Source organism: Pannus brasiliensis CCIBt3594, assembly GCF_036688125.1.
Taxonomy (GTDB): Bacteria; Cyanobacteriota; Cyanobacteriia; order Cyanobacteriales; family Microcystaceae; genus Pannus; species Pannus brasiliensis.
On the sequence record NZ_JBAFSM010000003.1, the window covers coordinates 64228 to 84263 of the forward strand.

The following is a 20036-nucleotide window of genomic DNA, read 5'->3' on the forward strand; positions in this document are numbered from 1 at the left end:
ACTTTTTTAAGCGCCCTCGCGTAATTTATCCAAGACCGATCGATCTTCTAACGTGGAAGTATCGCCCGATATTTCCTGTCCCGAAGCTAGATTCCGCAGGAGACGACGCATGATCTTCCCGGAACGCGTTTTCGGCAGGACATCGGTAAAGCGGATATCTCCCGGACGGGCGATAATGCCGATTTCCTTGACGACGTGATCCTTTAATTCCTTCGCTAACTCGTTGCTAGAGTCGTAACCTCCCTCCAGCGTCACGAACGCGTAGATTTCCTCGCCCTTGATCTCGTCCGGTCGTCCTACCACGGCCGCTTCGGCTACCGCGGGATGGGAAACCAGTGCCGATTCAATCTCCATCGTTCCTAACCGGTGTCCGGAAACGCTGATCACGTCATCCACGCGACCCATTACCCAGAAGTATCCATCCTCGTCGCGACGGCTACCATCTCCCGCGAAGTAGAGATACTGCCCGTCGCGGGGGGCGATGTGTTCCCAGTAGGTACTGCGGAATCGATCGGGATTTTTATACACCGTTCTCAGCATACTCGGCCAGGGGTGTTTGATCACCAGATAGCCCCCCTCGTTGGTTCCGACGGGATTACCATCGAGATCCACCACGTCGGCGATAATGCCGGGGAAAGGACGCGTCGCGGAACCCGGTTTCGTGGGAGTCGCGCCGGGAAGGGGAGTGATCATGATACCGCCGGTTTCCGTCTGCCACCAAGTATCGACGATCGGGCATTTTTCCTTCCCGATCACCCGGTAGTACCACATCCAGGCTTCCGGGTTGATCGGTTCGCCCACGGTTCCCAGTAAACGCAGGGAGGAGAGATCGCGCGCGTTGGGAAGTTCTTCGCCCATTTTAATAAAAGCGCGGATCGCGGTGGGCGCGGTATAGAAAATATTGACCCGATATTTCTCGATCACGTCCCAAAAACAACCGAGATTGGACGGTCGTGGGACTCCCTCGTACATTACCGTCGTCGCGCCGTTGGATAGGGGGCCGTAGACGATATAGCTATGGCCGGTAATCCAGCCCACGTCGGCGGTACACCAGTAGACATCAGTATCCTTGAGGTCGAATATCCATTTGGTGGTCATGTGGGTGTAGAGGTTATAACCGCCGGTGGTGTGAACGACTCCTTTCGGTTTGCCGGTCGATCCGCTAGTGTAGAGGATGAATAGCGTATCCTCGCTGTCCATCGGTTCCGCGGGACAGTTGGCGGAAACCTGTTTTTGTAAATCGTGCCACCAGACATCGCGACCTTCTACCATCGTCACCGGTTCTTTGGTGCGTTGGACGACGAGGACTTTCTCGACGCTGGGGGCGGCGTTATCGGCGAGGGCGAGGTCTACCTGTTCTTTGAGGGCGACGACTTTATCTTTGCGGAAACCCCCGTCCGCGGTGACGACGACTTTCGCGGAGGCATCGTTTAACCGATCGCGCAGGGCATCGGCGCTAAATCCGCCGAAAACGACGCTATGGGGCGCGCCGATTCGGGCGCAGGCTAACATGGCGATCGCCGCCTCGGGGATCATCGGCATATAGATTCCCACCACGTCGCCTTTTTTCACGCCGAGTTCTTTGAGCGCGTTGGCGAACTGGCAGACCTCGCGATGCAATTGTTCGTAGGTGATGGTACGACTATCGCCGGGTTCTCCCTCCCAGATAATCGCCGCTTTATTACGTCTCCACGTCGCGAGATGTCTGTCAATACAGTTGTAAGAAATATTAATCTTTCCATCGACGAACCATTTCGCGAAGGGGGGTTGCCAGTCGAGAACCCGCGACCATTTCTCGAACCAATGCAGTTCTTTTTCGGCTAGATCCGCCCAGAACGCTTGGGGGTCGGCTTTGGCTCTCTCGTAGAGGGCTTCGTAATCGACGAAGCTTTTGATGGTCGCGTCGCGGGAAAATGCCTCGCTCGGGGGAAATTTACGGTCTTCCTGTAAAACGGATTCGATCGTTACTTCTGCCATAGGTAATGACGGGATAAATTCTCTTGCAATCCAGATTACCGCCTCGCGTTCCCCCCGGCGCTGTTGAAAGGATTTCTTTACCCCCCTGTTAAGGTTGGGAGCGATCGAGTTCCCGAGACTCCCGCGAGCGTTTCTTTCCCGCCCGAATTTCCTCTAGTACAATGGGCGAATAGCGCTTATGGGTGTGAGGGCTAGTTTAGGATGAAAATAACGAACCGAGCCTTATTTTCGGGGATGCCGTGGGTAAAAATAGCGATTTTTCTCGTCGTAACGTCGAGCGTGGCGATCGATAGAATCCTAGCCGGGGAAACCCGTTTACCCTCTCCCCCGGCGCTCAAAAAACCGGCCGCGAGAGCGATCGACCCAAAGCCCGCGGTTTCCCCGTCCCCCCGCTCACGGGAATACGTTTTTCAAGCGCCCCCTTCCGTCCGGCCCGCGACCGTTACCGATAGCCGAACTCTACCGATAAAACCCCCGACACGGGTAATTTCTAAACGAACCCCACCGACGGATCGATCGGACTCCGCGCGACGGGGGATCGTCAGCGATCGACTGTTTCTCGTGCGGGTATCGGCGAGTAGTACGGAGGCTCTAGCCCGAATCCAGAAAATCGAACCCTTCGCTTACATCCGTCCCGACGAGAACGCGATCGATGCCGGCATTTTCCAACAACAGAACCAAGCCGATCGACGGGTGCGAGAATTAGCCTCGATCGGTTTCAGCGCCAAAGTCGTCACGCGGTCCGGCGATTAGCGATCGGCGGTCAGCGAATCACCGTTACCGGCCGGGGAATCGGGAACCCGCGCCAACTCTTCCGTCGAAAGCGGATAGCCGATCGCTGAAAGCTTGGTGCTATCGCTCGTTCGCGCTTAATAAGTCGTTAAATTTCGAGGCTGTTATTCGCAGTATGCTGGGAATGAGCGACAACTATCGAGATCAGAGTTTACATCTATGCTAGAGAAAATCCTATACGCTGACTCCGGAACCGGCCACACCCAGGAAATGCTTCAAGCCTTGATGGATATCCCCGCGTTCCGGAAAGCCACGATTACCATCCTGCACGTTGTCCCCCCGCAAGTCACCACCGAAGCCCTAACCAGCAAGTGGGAAGAGGGAACGCGAGTGCTTGCCAAAATCCTCGAAGAAGTGAAGATCGATCCCGCGAAAGTCTCGACGATTCTCCGTCAGGGCGATCCCAAAGATACGGTCTGCCAGGTAGCCGACGAGATCGGCGCGGATCTGATCTTGATGGGATCGCGGGGACTCAAACGCTTGGAAGCCATCCTCGAAAATTCCGTCAGTCAGTACGTTTTCCAACTGACCAACCACCCGATGCTGTTGGTAAAAGACGATATTTACGTTAAAAAAATTAAGCGGGTGATGGTAGCCCTCGATAAATCTTCCACCGCCGATTACGCTCTCGATCTCGCGCTTTTCCTACTCCGGGATTATCCCGACGCGGAACTGATCCTCGCCCGCGTGAACCCCGACCTGAAACCGGAATACGCGCCCACCAGCCAGCGGGAGATGGAAGAGAATCCCGTTGTCGGCGCGGCCGCGGCCAAGGTGAAACGGATGAACGTTCCCTATCGTTGCGTGGTCGCGGGAGGGAAACCCGGCGAACAACTCTGCAAGATCGCGGAGGATTATAACGTCGATCTCTTGCTGTTGGGATCGCCCGATCGCCGTCCGTCGGTGGCCAAAACGCTACCGGATCTCGATCGACTCCTGGGAACCTCCCTCTCGGACTACGTGCGCGTGAACGCTAACTGTCCCGTCCTCCTAGCCCGAAAAGAAGGCGTGTAAAACGGACAACGGGCGCGAGGGAAAACCCCGCGCCTTGATTTTTGCTAAGATAAAAAAGGTCAACTAGCTTTTTAAAGCGTGTTAACAGTCAGAAATACGGGCTTTTGACCTTCTATCGTTTACCTGATTCCTCGCGGATGTCCGATCCTGGCTCTTCTCAAAGTGGACTCGGCCTGTGGTTCCAACGCTTGAGCGCGGCGGGTTTACTCGCGGGACAAGTGTTCTTACACCTTCTCAAAAGCCGTATTCATCGCCGCAATACCCTAGAACAGATGAACGTGGTCGGGCCGGAGTCCCTGACGATCTCCGTGGTGACGGCGGCTTTCGTGGGTATGGTCTTTACCATTCAGGTGGCGCGGGAATTTATTTTTTTCGGGGCCGGAAGTTATGTCGGGGGGGTGTTATCCCTGGCCCTGACGCGGGAGTTAGCCCCCGTTTTAACCGCGGTGGTGGTGGTGGGACGAGTGGGATCGGCTTTCGCCGCCGAGATCGGTACGATGCGGGTTACGGAACAGATCGACGCGCTGTATATGCTGAAAACCGATCCGATCGATTATCTAGTCATTCCTCGCGTGCTGGCCTGTAGTGTCATGTTACCGATCCTGACGGTGATCTCCCTCGTCACGGGACTGTTCGGCGGTTTACTGATCTCTAAGAGTCTCTACGGTATCTCTTACCCGATGTTCCTGCAATCGGTACAAAATTTCCTCGACGTGTGGGATCTGATCAGCGCCGTCCTGAAATCGATCGTTTTCGGGATCTTGATCGCGGTGATCGGTTGCAGTTGGGGGTTAACCACCACCGGCGGAGCGAAAGGGGTCGGTCAATCGACCACCACGGCTGTCGTTACTTCCCTCCTAGCCATCTTCGTCGCCAATTTTTTTATGTCCTGGCTTCTCTTTCAAGGAACTGGCAACGCGAGAGTCGGATAGGGGGATGGAGGAGATGGGGGAGATGAGGGAGATTAAAGAGAAAAAGCGGTCAGTGGTCAGCTATATCTCTCTTTAGATAGTAGCCAAGACGGAAAAACTCGCTCTTTGAAAGCCTCCTGACTCCTGCTTCCTACCTCCTGCCTCCTGACTCCTGACTCCTGACTCCTGCCTCCACCGAAAATTTCAATACTCAAACGTTTATCGCGATTATGCCGACTATTTTCGAGGTTACGAAACCGTTATACCCGATCGCTTTTTCCGCGATCCGCGGCCATTTGGAAGAAGCGCATCAAGTGCTATTGGATAAACTGAACGCGATCGATCGCTCCCGTCACGGATTTTGGGGCGCGTGGCTGATCTCGCAACTAAACGATACCTTTCAAGTGAACGATCCGCGTTTAGCGGTTAATCTTTGGGGGTTATCCTTTCCCAACCCGCTCGGACTGGCGGCCGGATTCGATAAAAACGGTCTGGGGGCGGGAGTTTGGGATAGTTTCGGCTTCGGTTTCGCGGAGGTGGGGGCGGTCACATTGGAAGGACAGCCGGGCAACCCCACCCCCCGTTTATTCCGTCTTCCCGACGATCGGGCCGCCCTGAACCGTATGGGAGCGAACAATCGCGGCGCGGCGGCTTTGGCCGAAACCCTACAGGCTTGCTGGCGACAACAACCGCGACGGATTCCCATCGGGATCAATCTCTGTAAGTCGAAAAATACGCCCCTAGAAGCCGCTCCGGGGGATTATCTGGGGAGTTTCCGCTATCTGTTCGATCGCGCGGATTATTTCGTCGTGAACGTCAGTTCGCCGAACACGCCGGGATTGCGTTCCCTGCAATCCGGGGAACAACTCGATCGCATTCTCGACACCCTCCAGACGGAAAATCAGGGTAGAAAGCCTTTACTGGTGAAAATCTCCCCGGATCTGGCGTTGGAAGAGATTAAAACGATTCTAGAGCTATCCAAGACCTATCGATTGGCGGGAATCGTCGCCACGAACACCACGATCGATCGATCGGGACTGAAAACCCGCGTCCTACCGCAAACCGGAAAATCGATCGAGGAGGAAGCCGGGGGAATTAGCGGCCGACCCCTGCGCGAGCGCTCTACCGAGATTATCCGCTTTATTTACCGGGAAACCCGCGGGGAACTGCCGATTATCGGGGTCGGGGGCATTTTCTCGATCGAGGATGTCTGGGAGAAAATCACCGCGGGGGCGAGTCTGTTACAGGTTTACACCGGTTGGTTATATCAGGGACCCTGGATGGTTCCGACCGTTTTAAAAGGATTGGGGGACAAATTAGCGGGAAAAGGGTTCGATCGTCTCGCGTCGGCCGTGGGAAGCGAGAATCCCCGGTAAACTTCCCGGAGCGTTTCCCGTGAACCATTTTGAAAAATAGGAGCGAGATCGGGTCCCGCTCCTATCCCTAAACTAATGGATGGATAACGATGAGAGAAGAACGCGGCCTTCAATAGGGTGCCACTAACGATACAGATACGGCATTTCCGGGAAGGGGTCGGTCTCCAGAAAGTCCGGGCTTTCGGGAATCTTCCGAATATCCGAATAAAAGTACCGTGAAATTCCGGTTAGATTGGTTGAACTTAAGAAACTATTGGCTTTTTCTACTTTTTTCGCGGCAGAAAAAGCCTTTTAGTGTCCTCATTTCCAATATCCATCTTTATCTTAAAAACGGTTACGGGGAAATTTCGGGTAGATTTCGGGTAGATTTCGGGCAGATTGTCCGGGGTCGGCTCGCGGGAGATCCAATTTCTCGCCCGTCGAGCGGGAGTCAAGAGCCGGAAGGGAGAATTGAGAAGGAGCGATCGCTACATTCGCGGAACCATCGCGATCTTTTCCCGAACCGTGATTTTTCCAGCTTTTAGAGGGTCAAAAAACCATGCTGTAGGAGGTCTAATCAACTTGAACCCGCTAATTCCGATGTTCCGAAGAGTGTATATCCATTCTGTCCCGATTTTCGAGCGCCCGCCGGCATAATTTTATCCTTTTCGATCGCTCGGTGACGGCCCGGAAACTAGATCTGCTTGAGTCGGTAGCCGAAACCGTGAACCGTCTCGATAAAATCGTCGGGAGCGCCGGCTTCCCGAAGTTTCTGCCGGAGACTTTTCAGGTGGGATTTGACGGTTTCCTCGGAGGGGGGATCGTCGAGAGACCAGAGGCGCTCGATAATGCCCCCCCGACTCAGCACCCGTCGCCCGCTCGATACCAGGAGTTCCAAAAGCGCGTACTCTTTGGGGGTCAAGCGTAACGGTTCGTTCTCGTAAACGACCTCGTAAGTGCTGGAATTCAATCGCAGGTCTCCCCAAGAGAGCCCCGGAGAGTCGATCGAGTTTCCCCGACGCAAGAGTACCCGTACCCTGGCGATTAATTCGGGCATCTCGAAGGGTTTGACCAGATAATCGTCGGCCCCGGCCTCCAAGCCTTTGACTTTATCGGTGAGGGTATCGCGGGCGGTTAAGATGAGAACGGGCAGGAAAAAACGGTTGGCTCGCAGTCGGGTACAGAGAGTGATCCCGTCCATTTTCGGCAGGGTCAGATCGAGGATGACCAGACTGTATTCTAGAGTTTGGAGCCAATCCCAGGCGGATTCCCCATCGGCCACCCGATCCACAACATAATTCAGATCGCTTAGGGCTTCCGTTAACATTTCCGCCATTCCCGTATCGTCTTCTACAATTAAAATTCGCATGACCGGAACTGATTTCGAGCGAACGTCTCAGGATGTCACGACCGATCCCGAACCGCGGGGGATGGGACGGCTATTTGTATCGCTGACTCTACCACAATCGATCGGTTGACGGTCAATAAATTTTCCAGAAACCCGATAATCCCGGTCGAGATAGTCGGGTAACATTTGAAGGCTTTCCGATCCCCCCTCGCGAGCGACTATGAGATGGTTTAACGAACGGCTCAAACTCCTCTGCGGTTTTAGTTTAGCGTTATCGATCACCGGGCTGGCCAACTTTTTCGCCCAGCAAAACACCCTGCGCTCGATCGAGAATACCGCGCGCGTCCAACAGGCGCGTACCGTTCTCGACACTCTCGAAGATCTTTTCGCCGCCCTGCTCGATAGTGAATCGGCGCGGCGGGGTTATATTATTTCGGGAAGCCGGTCGGAGTTACAGCGCTATTATCGAGCGATCGAGGGTATCGCCCCGAAACTCGATCGATTGGAGAGATGGTTCGCCGATAATCCCGTCGAACGCGGGAGAATCGAGGATTTGCGCGGGTTGGTCGCCCGAAGGCTCGCCCTGGCGGAGCGATCGATCCTCCTCTACCAAAAGCACCCCACCGATCGAGAACAACAGGCGCGCTGGCTGATCGCTAACGAGAAAATCCGTCTGGCCGTTCGCCAGATTATCGAGCGGATGAAAACGGACGAGCGACAACGACTCCACGCCTGGATCGAGCGATCGCGCGAGAGTATTCGCGACGGTCAGCGGGCGGAACTGATTAGCCTCTGTCTCGGGATCGCGGTTCTGTTCGCGACCTTCGCCCTACTTTACTGGCAGATGGTCGAGCGCGAGAGAGTGGAAATTCTCCAGTATAAGTTAGCCAAGGAAAAAGAACTCGGCGATCTGAAACTGCGTTTTTTTTCCCTGGTATCCCACGAATTCCGCACGCCGTTAAGCGTGATTCTCGGTTCGATTCACCTACTGACCGAGCGCGGTCAGGGATGGACGGAGGAGAAAAGACAGAAAAATCTTCAACGCGTTCAATCTTCCGCGAGAACGATGACCCGATTGTTGACCGATATCCTGACCCTGACGCGGGCCGAGGCGGGTAAGTTAGATTTCCGCCCGGAATGGATCGAGGTAGAATCGTTCTGTCTGAATTTGATCTCGGATTTCGAGGCTCTCGGGGAACTCGATCGCCCGATCGAATTCAGTAGTAACAATCCGGGATATTACGCCCGACTGGATGAAAAACTCCTGCAATCAATTCTCGGTAATCTGCTCTCGAACGCGATCAAGTATTCTTCCCCCCAAAAAACCGTTCACTTTCGCTTATCCTGTCAGCCGGAAACGGTGATCTTTCAAATTCAAGACGAGGGATGCGGTATTCCCCCGGAATCCCTACTCACTCTTTACGAACCTTTCTACCGCGCCCCGAACGCGAGAGAGATCGCGGGAACGGGGCTAGGATTGGCGGTGGTTAAACAATGTCTGGAACTGCACCGGGGGGAAATTTCGGTTAAGAGCCGGGTGGGAGAGGGAACGATCTTTACCGTCCAAATTCCCCGCGAGGTGGAGAGAGACGGGGAGAGAAACACGCTCCCCCCATCGGATTCGCGATAGTTAACACGCTCGATTTTGTTTAACCCACCGTTTTCTTGTCAGCTTTCCCGCGTCCTTTTCTAGAAGGAAAATCGACTTTTCGATCGAGGGAAACGCGGAGATCGGGGTCGCGATCTTTTTCCTCCCCTCTCACCTCGATCGAATCGGTTTTTAGGCCATCGCGGTCGTCATCCGACGGCAGGATTCCGCACAACGACGGCAGGATTCCGCGCAACGACGACAGTAATCGTTATCGTATTTCTCGCATTCCGACGCGCAATGATCGCAGATTTCCGCGCACACCTGACAGACTCGCCCGTGAAACTCGGAATCGCGAATCATAAAACGGGTACAGAGCGCGCAGATATCGGCACAATCGCGACAGGACGCGATACATCGAGCCATGATCTGCTCCATATCCCCGTACAGGCAAGCGGTCGCGCAATTCTCGCAATCTTTTAGACATTGAAAACAATCCTCGATACAGGTTTCTAACGAGGATTTACGGGATTGAGTGGCGGTCATAAATTCACCCCGGCAAATGAAACAAGCGCGGGACTAAGTATTCGGTATCTAGCCCCACGAATTCACTGTAAAAAACTATTTTCTCTCCTGTCTCTATCTCTCGAAAGAGATCTTTTTCTTTTTACAAAAAGCAACATCTTTTTCGCGAAATACCGACGGTATCTAGCGGAAATCATTGTTTAATCTAGAGCTTACCCCTCCTCGATGGTTGCCGATCGGGGACGGGAAGAATTGATCTTGACGTTAGGGAGTTCGATCGGAACTAGATCGTCTATATCTTTCGGTCGCGGCGAATCTCCCGCTAGTCGGTATTGTGGCGAACCGGGTATTTGTTAGGTTGCTTTTGAACTAGATAGTTAATTCAGAATCGAAATACACGCGATGGATAACGTTAAACGAATGAATGACGAAATTTCGGTCGCGACCGTCCAACCCGCGCCGGAAGATCTACAAGAGGCGGTCCGAGAAAATTATAAATCGCTCTTAAATTTGCGTTCCCCGGAGGAAGAGGGCGCGCTGAAAGACGAGTCCGAGAGAGCCGAGAGCGCGGGACTCGAATATCTCAATATTCCCGTCCGTCCGGACAGTTTAAACGAGGCTCAGGCCGATCGCATTCTCGAAGAGATCGATCGAATGCCGAAACCGCTCTTAATTCACTGTAAAAGCGGACTACGTTCCGGCGCGATGGCGCTCATGTATATCGCCACCCGCGAGGGAATCAGCGCGGAAACGGCGATGGACCGGGGGCGAAAAATGGGATTCGATTGTGACTCGTCCCCGCGGATGAAAGAATTTTTCCGGCATTACATTTCCGAACACGTTAGCGCGAAATAAATTCCCGCTACTGTACCCGATCGAAGCGGGAGGAATCCGCGAAATGGCACTCGTTTTAGAGCAGATCAATGTCGAGGGACTGGCCCAATTATCCTATCTCGTGGGGGACGATAAAGCCGGAGTGGCCGTGATTATCGATCCCCGTCGGGACGTGGATATCTATATACAGCGAGCTAGAGAATTAGGGGTAAAACCGATCGCCAGCGTGGAAACCCATATTCACGCCGATTTTGTCTCCGGTTCCCACGAACTGCGCGCGCGCTTGGGAATTCCCATCTACGGGGGGAAAAGCGACGATTATCAATTCGATTTACACCAATTGCAAGAGGGAGACACGATCGAGGTCGGTAGCGTCACCCTGCGCGCGCTCCACACCCCCGGCCACACTCCCGAACATATCTCCCTCCTCATTCACGACGCGAAACAGGGAAAAGAACCCTTCGGACTGTTTACCGGCGATACCCTGTTCAATCTCGATGTCGGTCGTCCGGATCTGTTGGGGGGTGGGACGGAAAAACGACTGGCGCGGGAGCTTTATCGCTCGTTATTCGAGAAAATCCTGCCTCTCGGCGATCGGATCGAGGTCTATCCCTGTCACGGAGCGGGATCGTCCTGCGGGAAGTCGATCGGCGATCGCCGTCATAGTACCATCGGTAACGAGCGGCTGTTTAATCCCGCGTTGCAAGAGCGATCGGAAGACGAGTTCGTTGATTGGTTGTTGGGGGATATGCCGGAACCGCCGCGCCATTACGCCAGACTGAAGAAAATCAACGCCAAAGGCGCGCCGGTAGTCGGTTGTTTGCCCACCCTACAACCGTTAAGCGCGTCCGAGTTCCGGCAAAAAATGGACGAGGAAAACACGCTAATTCTCGATACTCGATCGATTCTCGCGTTCGGGGGGGGACACGTCCGGGGAGCGATTAATATTGCCCTACGTCCCGCGTTTCCCAATTGGGTGGGATGGATGATTCCCCCGGAGCGCTCCCTACTGGTAATCGTGGAGAGCGAGCGGGATGTAAAATTGGTGACGGAGCAACTTTTCCGCGTCGGGTACGACCATTTAGCGGGTTATCTCCACGACGGGATGACGAGTTGGCAGGACGCGGGATTGCCGTTAGAGCGGGTGACGGAATGGACCGTCCACGATTTGAACCGACACCGACAGGACGAGAATCTTACCGTTCTCGACGTGCGCGGGGACGAGGAATACCGACAGGGATTTATACCGGGAGCCGAACATATTTTCGTCCCCCGTTTGGAAGAAAATCTCGATCGACTCGATCGGGATCGCGCGATCGCTACCTACTGCGGGAGCGGTTATCGCGCCTCGATCGCCGCCAGTATTTTACAGAAATCCGGGTTCGATCGGGTGATTAACGTGCCGGGATCGTGGATCGCCTGGAAACAAGAGAATTTACCGATCGAGAAGCCGGAACCGCGAGAAGCGACGGTATCGTGAATACCGAGCGGTAAACGGGCAATATCGGGCAATCGATAGAGAACGGGCTACCGATCGAGCGGGATTTTCCCCTATCCTAGAATTATCCCGCGTCGAACGTTAGCCGGAAGAATTCTTCTCTTCCAGATTCTCTATCATGCTTAAACTCTATCATTTACCCATCTCGTTCAATTCCCGCCGTGTTTGGATCGCTTTACTCGAAAAAGGGCTGGAATTCGAGTTAATTCCCCTGCGCTTGGATGGCGATCAGCTACAACCGGAATTTCTCGCTCTCAACCCGTTTCACCGTATCCCCGTGTTAGTAGACGGCGATTTTACCGTGATCGAATCTCTGGCGATTCTCGACTATTTGGAAGCGAAATATCCCACCCCGGCACTTTTACCGGCAGACCCTCGATCGCTCGCGAAGGTGAAAATGGTAGAGATGGTGACGCTGACGGAATTAATCCCGCAAATTACGCTTTTCTCACGGCAGAGCCTCTGGGGAACCGACATCGACGCGTCACAACTCGCGGCGGCGAAAGAACGAACCGCCACGGTATTGCGTTTTTTTGAATCTTTACTGGGAGATAACCCCTATTTCGCCGGGGAAATGTTCACGAGCGCGGAGATCGTCGCCGGGACGATCGTACCCCTCTTACATTATTTTCAGATAGATTTAAGCGATTACCCGCGATTATCTCGGTGGAGCGAGGGATTACTGCAACGGGAAAGCTGGCGATCGACCGCGCCGACTCCCGAACAGATCGAGGAGTTTAAAGCCACGCGGCCGACAACCTAAGATCTCTCGCGGAATTCAAAACTTGTCCTGTGGTTAGGGAGTCAGGAGTCAGGAGCCAGGAGTCAGGAGGAAGAATATTATCGTTAAAAATCTCCCCAAACACCCATTTATCTTGTATAGTCGTAGTTTTTGAAGTTTTTAGACCCTCAACAACGAATTGTGCAAGAGGTCTCCTAATTCTCGGAACTTTCGGCGATCGATCGATCCTCGCGGGGGAAAAATCGATCGCCCGTTTCCCTTTCCTCCCAAGCGTTGAGGAAAATCGCATTTACCGTATTGCCGACCACGTTTAACACCGTCTTAAACCCGTCCGTCAATCGATCGACCCCGGCAACCAGCGCCACCCCCTCCAACGGCAAACCGGCCGCGGATAACACCGTCGTCATGGTAATCAGCGCCGAACCTGGAACCCCCGGCGTACTGAAGGATACCAGTAACCCGCTCAAAGCGATCGCCAACACGAGAGAGGGCGTGAGCGGAACTCCGTAGACCTGAGCGATAAAAAGCGCGTTAAAACCCTGTAAAATCGCCGAACCATCCCGTTTTAAAACCGTTCCCAACGGAATCGCGAAACTGGCGATCTCCTCCGGTAAACCGTACTCCTGAATATCGCGCAAAACGACCGGCAACGCGGCGTTAGAACTGGCAGTACCGAACGCGAGCGAGAGAGATTCCGCGAGAAACGAGTAAAAACGCGCCGGTTTCGCCTTCAGGAACCACAGGACGAGGGTATAAAAACCGATCATCAACGCGCTGGACAAAAACAGCCCGAACACGTAAAAAAACAGCCTCGCCACCAATTCCAGCCCCTGCGTGGCGATAACCGAGGCGATGAGCGCGAAAACACCCACCGGCGCGACGTAGAGAACAACCGAGAGGATTTTCTCGCTAATAACGTAAAGACTTTCCAGAAAATCTACAAAAGGTCGCGCCTTCTCCCCGGCCGACGCGATCCCGGCGCTGAATAAAACCCCCGCGACGATCACCTGTAACAGATTGCCACTACCGAGCGCGGCGATCGGGTTCACCGGAATCAGACTCACCAGCCAATCGATCGGCGAGACAGGCGCGACACTTTTCACCGCCACCGTCTCCGAGAATCCCGCCATTCCCGCGCCGGGTTGCAACAACAACGCCATCCCCATCCCGATACCGAGCGCGAGGGAACTGGTCAGGACATAACCGCTCAAAAGTTTGACTAGGTATCTCCCGACCCGCGTGGCATTCTGAACCCGCGTGAGACCGAGGATAAGCGAGGAAAAGACGATCGGCACGACGACGAACTGGATTAACCGTAAAAAAGCCCGACCGGTGGGGTCGAGTAGATAGCGATCGAGCGGCCCGATCGCGGCTGGGAAAAAGCCGTGCAGTCCCGACCCGAAGACAATTCCCAGACCGAGGGCGATTAAGATGAGCGTGGATAGAGTCATCGTGTGAAGTGAGAGAGCATCCCCTTTAGGATATACATTCGCGCTCTCGTTTACTTCTCCGTTTCTATCGAAGCCGCGCTCTGTCCGAATAGAATCGCCCGACTTTCCTCGCTCACCACCGGACGCGACGCGAGGGAACGACCTTTCTCGTAGGCCCGGATCACCGCGGGACGGGATTCGATCGAACCGAACCATCTCTGCAAATGCGGGAAATCGGCGAGATTTTGTCCCTGTATTTGATGGGGAACGATCCACGGATAGCAGGCCATATCGGCGATCGAGTAATCCCCGGCGATATACTCTCGATCGGCTAACCGTCGATTTAACACCCCGTAGAGTCTGTTCGTTTCACGGGTATAGCGATCGATCGCGTAGGGGATTTTTTCCGGCGCGTACTGCCCGAAATGGTGGTTCTGTCCCGCCATCGGCCCCAGTCCCCCCACCTGCCAGAATAACCACTCCAGCGTCGCGAAACGGGTTCTCGGGTCGCTAGAGAGAAACCGACCCGTTTTTTCGGCCAGATACAGTAAAATCGCGCCGGACTCGAACACGGAAATCGATTCTCCGCCGTCCGCGGGCGATCGATCGACGATCGCCGGCATCCGATTATTCGGCGAAATTTTCAAAAAATCCGGTTTAAATTGGTCGCCCGCGCCGATATTCACGGGGATAATCTGATAATCTAGCCCGGATTCCTCTAGAAAGATAGTAATCTTGTGGCCGTTGGGAGTCGGCCAGTAGTAGAGATCGATCATGATTTGCCTCCCATACTCCGAATTCCACTCAATAACATCCACAGTCCCGCGACCGTGATAGCGATCGCCAGACCGCCTAAAATCCAATCCATTACCGAGTTCGTTTCCATTAATACTCTCCGTCCGCGGGAAGCTCGATCGCACCCCGACCCGCGCCCATTCTACCATCTCCGCCGGTTCCGCGATTTTTCCCGATTCCCTCGCGTACAATGGAAGAATTCGGAGACCCGATTTCTTGACCCGAAATAACCGGTATCGCGCGTGATCGACTGGAACCCTTACCTAGAATCGATTTGTAACGATGATAAATACGCCCGATGGTGGACGGCTTACACCATAACGGACGTAGCCGGAAAAACACGCCTCCCGAAAACCGCCCCCCTGCTAACGGATTTACGGGTACAAACCATCGCGCCCCCACGAGAAAATCGCGAGGAAAACGAAGAAAAACCCGAACGTCTCCCCGTATTAGAAGCTTTACAGAAATACGCGCGCGATCACGTCCTCTTACGCGGTCGCCCCGGTTCCGGCAAATCCACGGTCTTAGCGCGATTATTATTCGAGAAAGCCGAAGAATCGAAAATTTTACTCGCTAATAATCCGAATCCTTCTAAAATAATCCAAATTCCTATTCTAGTCGAGCTTCGGGATTATGAAACCTCGATTTTCGATCTTATCCAGCAATTCCTGGAATGGCACGAACTGGAAATCGACAAAAACACCCTTGAAAATTTTCTCCGAGGACAGAACCCGATAATTCCCCTACTCTTGTTTGACGGGATCAACGAATTACCCTCGGATTCGGCGCGGCGGTCTTTACAGCGATTTCGCCAGAAACACACCAGAATCCCGATGATTTTCACCGCACGCGATCTAGCTATCGGTGGCGAACTCAATCTCGAAAAAAAGCTAAAAATGCTACCTCTCACCGAACCGCAGATGCGCGAGTTCGTCCGCGCCTATCTGCCGGAAACAGGCGAGAGAATGCTGGAACAGTTGGGAAATCGCCTTTGGGAGTTCGGGAAAACTCCTTTACTGTTATGGATGCTGTGTTGGGTGTTCGAGTACAAAAAACAAATCCCCGCGAATTTAGGATTGGTTTTCCGCGACTTCATGGAAAATTTTGATAGATACAAGCGAGAGAGAGAAGGAGTCCAAATTTCCGACGATTTGCGTCGTTGGCACGAGCGACTATTACAACATCTAGCTTGGATGATGACGGTAGGAGAAAGCCGGACAGAAATTAAACTATCGATTTCTCGGCAGGAAGCAGAAAATATATTAATAGAATTTCTACGGGGGAAAGTTTCTCATCCTGACAATACCGCTTTAGAGTGGCTAGAAGAGTTACTGAAATATTATTTGATTCAGGTAACACCCGATAAACGAGGTATAGAATTTCCTCATCAACTCATTCAGGAATACTACACCGCCGAAACTCTCTTGCAGGAGTTGCCCCGTCTGACCCCTGAAGAGTTGCGGTGGGACTATTTGAATTACCTCAAATGGACGGAACCCATCGCCTTAATGTTGGGGATGTTGGACAAAAAAGCGGAAGCGATACGGGTGGTGAAATTAGCCCTAGCGGTTGATTTTAAGTTAGGAGCGAGGTTAGCGGGAGAGGTTAACACGGATTGGCAAGAGGAAACCGTCACTTTGGTGATGCGAACGGATTATCCCGATATAGTGAAAGTTTGGTCATTAGGAAAAACAAAATCCGAGGCTTCGATACCGATTTTAATAGAATTTATGAAAAAGCATGAATTCAATCAAGATTTTCGTAGATATGTTAATGCCGCGTTGTCTAAAATCAACTCAGAAAGAGAAATTCCTTTTTTGATAGATTTATTAGATGTAGTCGATAGTTCTAATGAGCTACTCAAATTTTCTATCGTATATCATTTAAGTCAATTTGATTCAGAAATAGCTATTGAAGGTTTATTGAAGGCTTCACGGGATAACCGGTTAATTATTCGACATGAAGCTAAAAAAGCATTGATTGATAAAGGATATTCTGTTTATTTAAATGATGATCTAATTAAAGTATCGCCACCACGTATCGTCTTGAAATTTCCCGAAGATGATACTTGTATTCCTGAAATTCAAAAACTAGGAGATAAAGGAAGCTTCGATGATATATTTGAACTGATTACATCATTAGAACATCCTAATCATAATGTTCGTCATTACGCACTAGACTCCATTAGAAAAATTAATGCAAGATCATCCATCCCCCTTTTAATCCAATCTATAACAAACGAAGCCTTGATCATGAATAATGATTTTCCATTGATGAATTTACAGAAACTAATATACACTTTAAAGGTAATACAAGAAAAACACAAAATTTATCAGCCCGTTAAGGCAATGACAGATGATAACGAGATCGATACTCCTGCCCCTGAAACCCTCCAACCTTCTCCCACGTTTATCAACTATTATGATTTCAAAGGAGCTACCATCGGTAATGTCGCTGATAAGGTGCTAGGAAACCAACAGAATATCTCGTCTCAACCCAATGATACCCAACAACAGGAGGATCGATCGTGATTCAGCAACTTCCCAACACCCAAATCGCTATTGATACACTATCGAAAAAATTAAACGATTCTATCCCGCAAATTCGCGCCAAAGCCGCCGAAGCTCTCGGGAAAATCGGCGCTCATCGTGTTGCCGATACATTAATCTCTCATTTACAACAAGAAAATGATAGCGATGTTCGCCTCAGTATTATCAGAGCGTTAGGAAATATAGGAACGGAATCCGCGATTCCCGCTTTAGCGTCCTGTTTATCTGACGCTAACTCAGATATTCGGGTAAACGTCGCGGAAGCACTCGGAAAAATCGGCAATGAAAAAGCGGTACAATACCTCATTCAATCCCTCACCGACTCGGACGCGAAAGTTCGCACCACGGCAACCATCGCGCTCGGTGAAATCGGCCTAGAAGACGCGATTCCCCACATCGCGAAAGTTTGTTCCGATGAGGATGATAACGTTCGTCTAAGTGCCGTTGACGCGCTCGGAAAAATCGGTTCTCGTTACGCTTTGAACTAATATGGCACTGAGTGCGGAATCTCTAGACCTTATTATCCAAACCCTCGCGACCAGATTATTCACGGACAAAAATTCGGCTGTTCGGATTAAAGCGGCTCGATCTCTAGCAAAACTCGCCAGCGAGAAGGCGATTTCTCCTCTCTGCCAAGCATTAAATAGAGAAGAGGATCTAGAGGTCGCTTTCGAGATCATAGATGCTATCATTATGATTAATGACCTATACACCCTTCCCCCGATGTCAGACACCCCAAAATACGATCTTCGAGGCGCGAATATCGGTAGCTTCGCCGATACCGTACAAGGAGATCAGAAATCGGTTCAACACAACTACGCCCCACCCCAAAACCTCGCCGAATCCGCGCGAGAAATTCAAGAACTTCTCGCCCAACTCTCGCGAACTTATCCCACCGATACCGACACCGAGAAAGAAATTTTCGTAGCACAAGTTAACGAAGAAGTCAAGAAAAATTCTCGCCTTCGGAGTATCTTACTCGTCGGGGGAATCGAACTCCTTAAAATCCTCTGTCCCCCCCTCGGAATCCCGATCGAAATGGGACGGAAATGGCTAGAAACCGCCCGAGAAAACCAACCCTAGAACCCTAACTTCTCCAACACCGATCGAGTCGAAACAACGTGTCGATCGAGTCCCAATCGCTCCGGACTCACCCCCACCGCCAACGCGACCAACTGGGAGAAATGTAGCACGGGTAAACACAACTTCCGGCCGATCGATGCCTCCACTTCCGGCTGTCGCGAATCCAGATTCAGATGACACAACGGGCAAGGTGTCACCAAACAATCCGCCCCCGCCTCGATCGCCTCCTGAATATGATTTCCCGCCATTTGAAAAGCTTGCGAGGTCGCGTAACTCGACAGCGGCCAGCCACAGCACTGCGTCCGACCCTTATAATAAATCGGGTTCGCTCCGATCGTCCGAAACACCTTTTCCATCGACTCCGGGTGAAAGCGATCGTCGTGGGGTAGCGTATCCTGCGCCCGGAGCAGATAACAGCCGTAAAAAGCCGCACAATTCAACCCCGACAGTTTCCGCGTCACCGCGCTCGCCAGAGTATCCAACCCGTAATCCCCGACGATCGCCCAGAGAAGATGGGTGACTCTCGTGGTTCCCCGATAGGGAGAACAATGCTCTTTCTCTAAAAATCCGTTAACTTGGCTCAAATAATCGGGATCGTTTGCCTGAGACTCCTTCAATCGCTCGTCTACATGGCCGATCACCCCCTGACAGGTGCTACAGTGCGTCAGAAGCGGCAGGTTCAACGATTCCGCGAGGGCGATATTACGAGCGTTCACCGTATCCTCTAACAGTTGCGAATCTTCCTTAAAGGTTCCCGAACCGCAACAGGCGGATTTTTTCAATTCGACCAATTCGATACCGAGAGCTTCAGCGAGCGAGGCGGTAGATAGATAGAGTTCCCGACACGCGCCCTGGGCGACACAACCGGGAAAATAGGCGTATTGTAGCGTTCGAGCAGACATTCAACGATTCGGTTAACAACGGGATCTATCTACGATCTTGAAACACGCCTCTCCTATCCGGCGAAAGTCATGGAATTTCTTAACACCAATCCGGGCGAGTCCCCTTCGGGTCTCCCTTGTCGATCGCCCGCGGACACGGGAAAATAAAAGAAAAATCTGTCTTCATTCCGGGTTCGAGACATGGGCGAGATCGATGACTTACTGGCGAGTCTGAAAGCGGAATATGAAGGGAAAACGTCCCCGACTCCCGCGAAAGTCGATCGGGAGATCGATCGACCGCGGGCGGAAGTGAAAACCGATCCCCCCCCCGTACCGCCCTCGACAAGCGACCCGATCCTACAGGAATTACAACGAGAATACCGGGAACGGGAAATGCGGGAAGCGATCGAGAGGGAAAAGGAGAGAGTTCTTCGCGAACAACGGAAACGAGCGGCGCTACAAGAGAGAGCGAAAAAATGGCTAGAAACCCTCGATCCGAAATCCGAGGAAGGACGCTGGTTCGAGGAATTTTCCTACTCCCACGAGTCCCGCTTAGAGGCCGCGACGATCTATCTAGACGCGTTGCGGGAAGTGGATGGCTAGAGCGATCGAGAGCGATTTTCCCCAAAAAAAATGTAGGGTGGGTCAGCGTAGCGTAACCCACCGAAAAACATCTAGAGCGAGATAGATTTTTCCAAAAAAGCGGGAGAAGGG

21 protein-coding genes are annotated in these 20036 nt (G+C 52.5%); 12 read left to right on the plus strand and 9 right to left on the minus strand.

The features are described from left to right. Positions 1-6 precede the first annotated feature (6 nt). Complete coding sequence (acs, locus tag V0288_RS02495) at positions 7-1977, minus strand: acetate--CoA ligase (RefSeq protein WP_332863431.1); 1971 nt, start codon at positions 1975-1977, stop codon at positions 7-9. Positions 1978-2178: 201 nt separating this feature from the next. Here acs and V0288_RS02500 point away from each other — a divergent pair, with 201 nt between their 5' ends. From V0288_RS02500 to V0288_RS02510, 3 genes are all read left to right on the plus strand, one after another. Next, positions 2179-2730, plus strand: a complete 552-nt coding sequence (locus tag V0288_RS02500) for a hypothetical protein (protein WP_332863432.1) — start codon at positions 2179-2181, stop codon at positions 2728-2730. Between the two features lie 198 nt (positions 2731-2928). Beyond that, complete coding sequence (locus V0288_RS02505; protein WP_332863433.1) at positions 2929-3783, plus strand: universal stress protein; 855 nt, start codon at positions 2929-2931, stop codon at positions 3781-3783. Between the two features lie 137 nt (positions 3784-3920). Then, on the plus strand, positions 3921-4715 hold the full coding sequence (locus V0288_RS02510; protein ID WP_332863434.1) for an MlaE family lipid ABC transporter permease subunit: 795 nt from the start codon (positions 3921-3923) through the stop codon (positions 4713-4715). A gap of 56 nt (positions 4716-4771) precedes the next feature. On the opposite strand, the gene V0288_RS02515 is transcribed toward V0288_RS02510, so the two are convergent. Then, positions 4772-4909 (minus strand): hypothetical protein, encoded by a 138-nt coding sequence (locus V0288_RS02515; protein ID WP_332863435.1) that lies wholly within the window; start codon positions 4907-4909, stop codon positions 4772-4774. 15 nt (positions 4910-4924) lie between these two features. Here V0288_RS02515 and V0288_RS02520 point away from each other — a divergent pair, with 15 nt between their 5' ends. After that, on the plus strand, positions 4925-6070 hold the full coding sequence (locus V0288_RS02520; RefSeq protein ID WP_332863436.1) for a quinone-dependent dihydroorotate dehydrogenase: 1146 nt from the start codon (positions 4925-4927) through the stop codon (positions 6068-6070). A 673-nt stretch (positions 6071-6743) separates the two neighbouring features. Here V0288_RS02520 and V0288_RS02525 read toward each other — a convergent pair. Next, positions 6744-7418: a response regulator transcription factor gene (locus tag V0288_RS02525; protein WP_332863437.1), complete on the minus strand. Its 675-nt coding sequence runs from the start codon at positions 7416-7418 to the stop codon at positions 6744-6746. 27 nt (positions 7419-7445) lie between these two features. Continuing rightward, complete coding sequence (locus tag V0288_RS02530) at positions 7446-7583, minus strand: hypothetical protein (protein ID WP_332863438.1); 138 nt, start codon at positions 7581-7583, stop codon at positions 7446-7448. A gap of 34 nt (positions 7584-7617) precedes the next feature. Here V0288_RS02530 and V0288_RS02535 point away from each other — a divergent pair, with 34 nt between their 5' ends. Continuing rightward, complete coding sequence (locus V0288_RS02535) at positions 7618-9027, plus strand: sensor histidine kinase (RefSeq protein WP_332863439.1); 1410 nt, start codon at positions 7618-7620, stop codon at positions 9025-9027. Between the two features lie 150 nt (positions 9028-9177). Here the strand turns inward: V0288_RS02535 and V0288_RS02540 are convergent, their stop codons facing one another. Then, positions 9178-9531, minus strand: a complete 354-nt coding sequence (locus V0288_RS02540; RefSeq protein ID WP_332863440.1) for a four-helix bundle copper-binding protein — start codon at positions 9529-9531, stop codon at positions 9178-9180. Between the two features lie 399 nt (positions 9532-9930). On the opposite strand from V0288_RS02540, the gene V0288_RS02545 reads away from it, so the two are divergent. The 3 genes from V0288_RS02545 to V0288_RS02555 all read left to right on the plus strand — a co-directional run bounded on the left by V0288_RS02545 (position 9931) and on the right by V0288_RS02555 (position 12605). Further along, the gene (locus V0288_RS02545) at positions 9931-10365 is read left to right on the plus strand and encodes a protein tyrosine phosphatase family protein (RefSeq protein WP_332863441.1); all 435 of its coding nucleotides are present in this window, start codon (positions 9931-9933) and stop codon (positions 10363-10365) included. A 43-nt stretch (positions 10366-10408) separates the two neighbouring features. Beyond that, a complete protein-coding gene (locus tag V0288_RS02550; protein ID WP_332863442.1) occupies positions 10409-11824 on the plus strand; it encodes an MBL fold metallo-hydrolase in 1416 nt (471 codons plus the stop codon). Between the two features lie 136 nt (positions 11825-11960). Beyond that, entirely contained in the window at positions 11961-12605 is a 645-nt protein-coding gene (locus V0288_RS02555; protein WP_332863443.1) for a glutathione S-transferase family protein, read from the plus strand. Positions 12606-12778: 173 nt separating this feature from the next. On the opposite strand, the gene V0288_RS02560 is transcribed toward V0288_RS02555, so the two are convergent. Genes V0288_RS02560 through V0288_RS25045 form a run of 3 tightly spaced genes read right to left on the minus strand, consistent with a single transcriptional unit; the run spans position 12779 to position 14900 of the window. After that, entirely contained in the window at positions 12779-14035 is a 1257-nt protein-coding gene (locus V0288_RS02560) for a dicarboxylate/amino acid:cation symporter (RefSeq protein ID WP_332863444.1), read from the minus strand. Between the two features lie 50 nt (positions 14036-14085). After that, entirely contained in the window at positions 14086-14790 is a 705-nt protein-coding gene (locus V0288_RS02565; protein ID WP_332863445.1) for a glutathione S-transferase N-terminal domain-containing protein, read from the minus strand. After that, positions 14787-14900, minus strand: a complete 114-nt coding sequence (locus tag V0288_RS25045) for an NAD synthetase (protein ID WP_422661874.1) — start codon at positions 14898-14900, stop codon at positions 14787-14789. Before V0288_RS25045 ends, V0288_RS02565 begins: the two co-directional genes overlap by 4 nt. A 151-nt stretch (positions 14901-15051) precedes the next feature. Here V0288_RS25045 and V0288_RS02570 point away from each other — a divergent pair, with 151 nt between their 5' ends. From V0288_RS02570 to V0288_RS02580, 3 genes are read left to right on the plus strand one after another with little or no spacing between them, the layout of a single operon-like run. Beyond that, positions 15052-17340 carry an NACHT domain-containing protein gene (locus V0288_RS02570; RefSeq protein ID WP_332863446.1) on the plus strand — a complete coding sequence of 763 codons (2289 nt, stop codon included), beginning with the start codon at positions 15052-15054 and terminating at the stop codon, positions 17338-17340. Beyond that, entirely contained in the window at positions 17337-17846 is a 510-nt protein-coding gene (locus V0288_RS02575) for a HEAT repeat domain-containing protein (protein ID WP_332863447.1), read from the plus strand. Before V0288_RS02570 ends, V0288_RS02575 begins: the two co-directional genes overlap by 4 nt. A gap of 1 nt (position 17847) precedes the next feature. Continuing rightward, the gene (locus V0288_RS02580) at positions 17848-18441 is read left to right on the plus strand and encodes a HEAT repeat domain-containing protein (RefSeq protein ID WP_332863448.1); all 594 of its coding nucleotides are present in this window, start codon (positions 17848-17850) and stop codon (positions 18439-18441) included. Here V0288_RS02580 and V0288_RS02585 read toward each other — a convergent pair. Next, on the minus strand, positions 18438-19343 hold the full coding sequence (locus V0288_RS02585; RefSeq protein ID WP_332863449.1) for a CoB--CoM heterodisulfide reductase iron-sulfur subunit B family protein: 906 nt from the start codon (positions 19341-19343) through the stop codon (positions 18438-18440). The two genes, V0288_RS02580 and V0288_RS02585, sit on opposite strands and share 4 nt — an antisense overlap. A 180-nt stretch (positions 19344-19523) precedes the next feature. Between V0288_RS02585 and V0288_RS02590 the strand changes: the two genes are divergently transcribed. Continuing rightward, a complete protein-coding gene (locus V0288_RS02590) occupies positions 19524-19925 on the plus strand; it encodes a salt stress protein, Slr1339 family (protein ID WP_332863450.1) in 402 nt (133 codons plus the stop codon). Positions 19926-20036: the final 111 nt, after the last annotated feature.

Coding starts and splice junctions, on each gene's coding strand:
- acs (WP_332863431.1), bottom strand. CDS start 1,977: ATGGCAGAAGTAACGATCGAATCCGTTTTACAGGAAGACCGTAAATTT.
- V0288_RS02500 (WP_332863432.1), top strand. CDS start 2,179: ATGAAAATAACGAACCGAGCCTTATTTTCGGGGATGCCGTGGGTAAAA.
- V0288_RS02505 (WP_332863433.1), top strand. CDS start 2,929: ATGCTAGAGAAAATCCTATACGCTGACTCCGGAACCGGCCACACCCAG.
- V0288_RS02510 (WP_332863434.1), top strand. CDS start 3,921: ATGTCCGATCCTGGCTCTTCTCAAAGTGGACTCGGCCTGTGGTTCCAA.
- V0288_RS02520 (WP_332863436.1), top strand. CDS start 4,925: ATGCCGACTATTTTCGAGGTTACGAAACCGTTATACCCGATCGCTTTT.
- V0288_RS02525 (WP_332863437.1), bottom strand. CDS start 7,418: ATGCGAATTTTAATTGTAGAAGACGATACGGGAATGGCGGAAATGTTA.
- V0288_RS02530 (WP_332863438.1), bottom strand. CDS start 7,583: ATGTTACCCGACTATCTCGACCGGGATTATCGGGTTTCTGGAAAATTT.
- V0288_RS02535 (WP_332863439.1), top strand. CDS start 7,618: ATGAGATGGTTTAACGAACGGCTCAAACTCCTCTGCGGTTTTAGTTTA.
- V0288_RS02540 (WP_332863440.1), bottom strand. CDS start 9,531: ATGACCGCCACTCAATCCCGTAAATCCTCGTTAGAAACCTGTATCGAG.
- V0288_RS02545 (WP_332863441.1), top strand. CDS start 9,931: ATGAATGACGAAATTTCGGTCGCGACCGTCCAACCCGCGCCGGAAGAT.
- V0288_RS02550 (WP_332863442.1), top strand. CDS start 10,409: ATGGCACTCGTTTTAGAGCAGATCAATGTCGAGGGACTGGCCCAATTA.
- V0288_RS02555 (WP_332863443.1), top strand. CDS start 11,961: ATGCTTAAACTCTATCATTTACCCATCTCGTTCAATTCCCGCCGTGTT.
- V0288_RS02560 (WP_332863444.1), bottom strand. CDS start 14,035: ATGACTCTATCCACGCTCATCTTAATCGCCCTCGGTCTGGGAATTGTC.
- V0288_RS02565 (WP_332863445.1), bottom strand. CDS start 14,790: ATGATCGATCTCTACTACTGGCCGACTCCCAACGGCCACAAGATTACT.
- V0288_RS25045 (WP_422661874.1), bottom strand. CDS start 14,900: ATGGAAACGAACTCGGTAATGGATTGGATTTTAGGCGGTCTGGCGATC.
- V0288_RS02580 (WP_332863448.1), top strand. CDS start 17,848: ATGGCACTGAGTGCGGAATCTCTAGACCTTATTATCCAAACCCTCGCG.
- V0288_RS02585 (WP_332863449.1), bottom strand. CDS start 19,343: ATGTCTGCTCGAACGCTACAATACGCCTATTTTCCCGGTTGTGTCGCC.
- V0288_RS02590 (WP_332863450.1), top strand. CDS start 19,524: ATGGGCGAGATCGATGACTTACTGGCGAGTCTGAAAGCGGAATATGAA.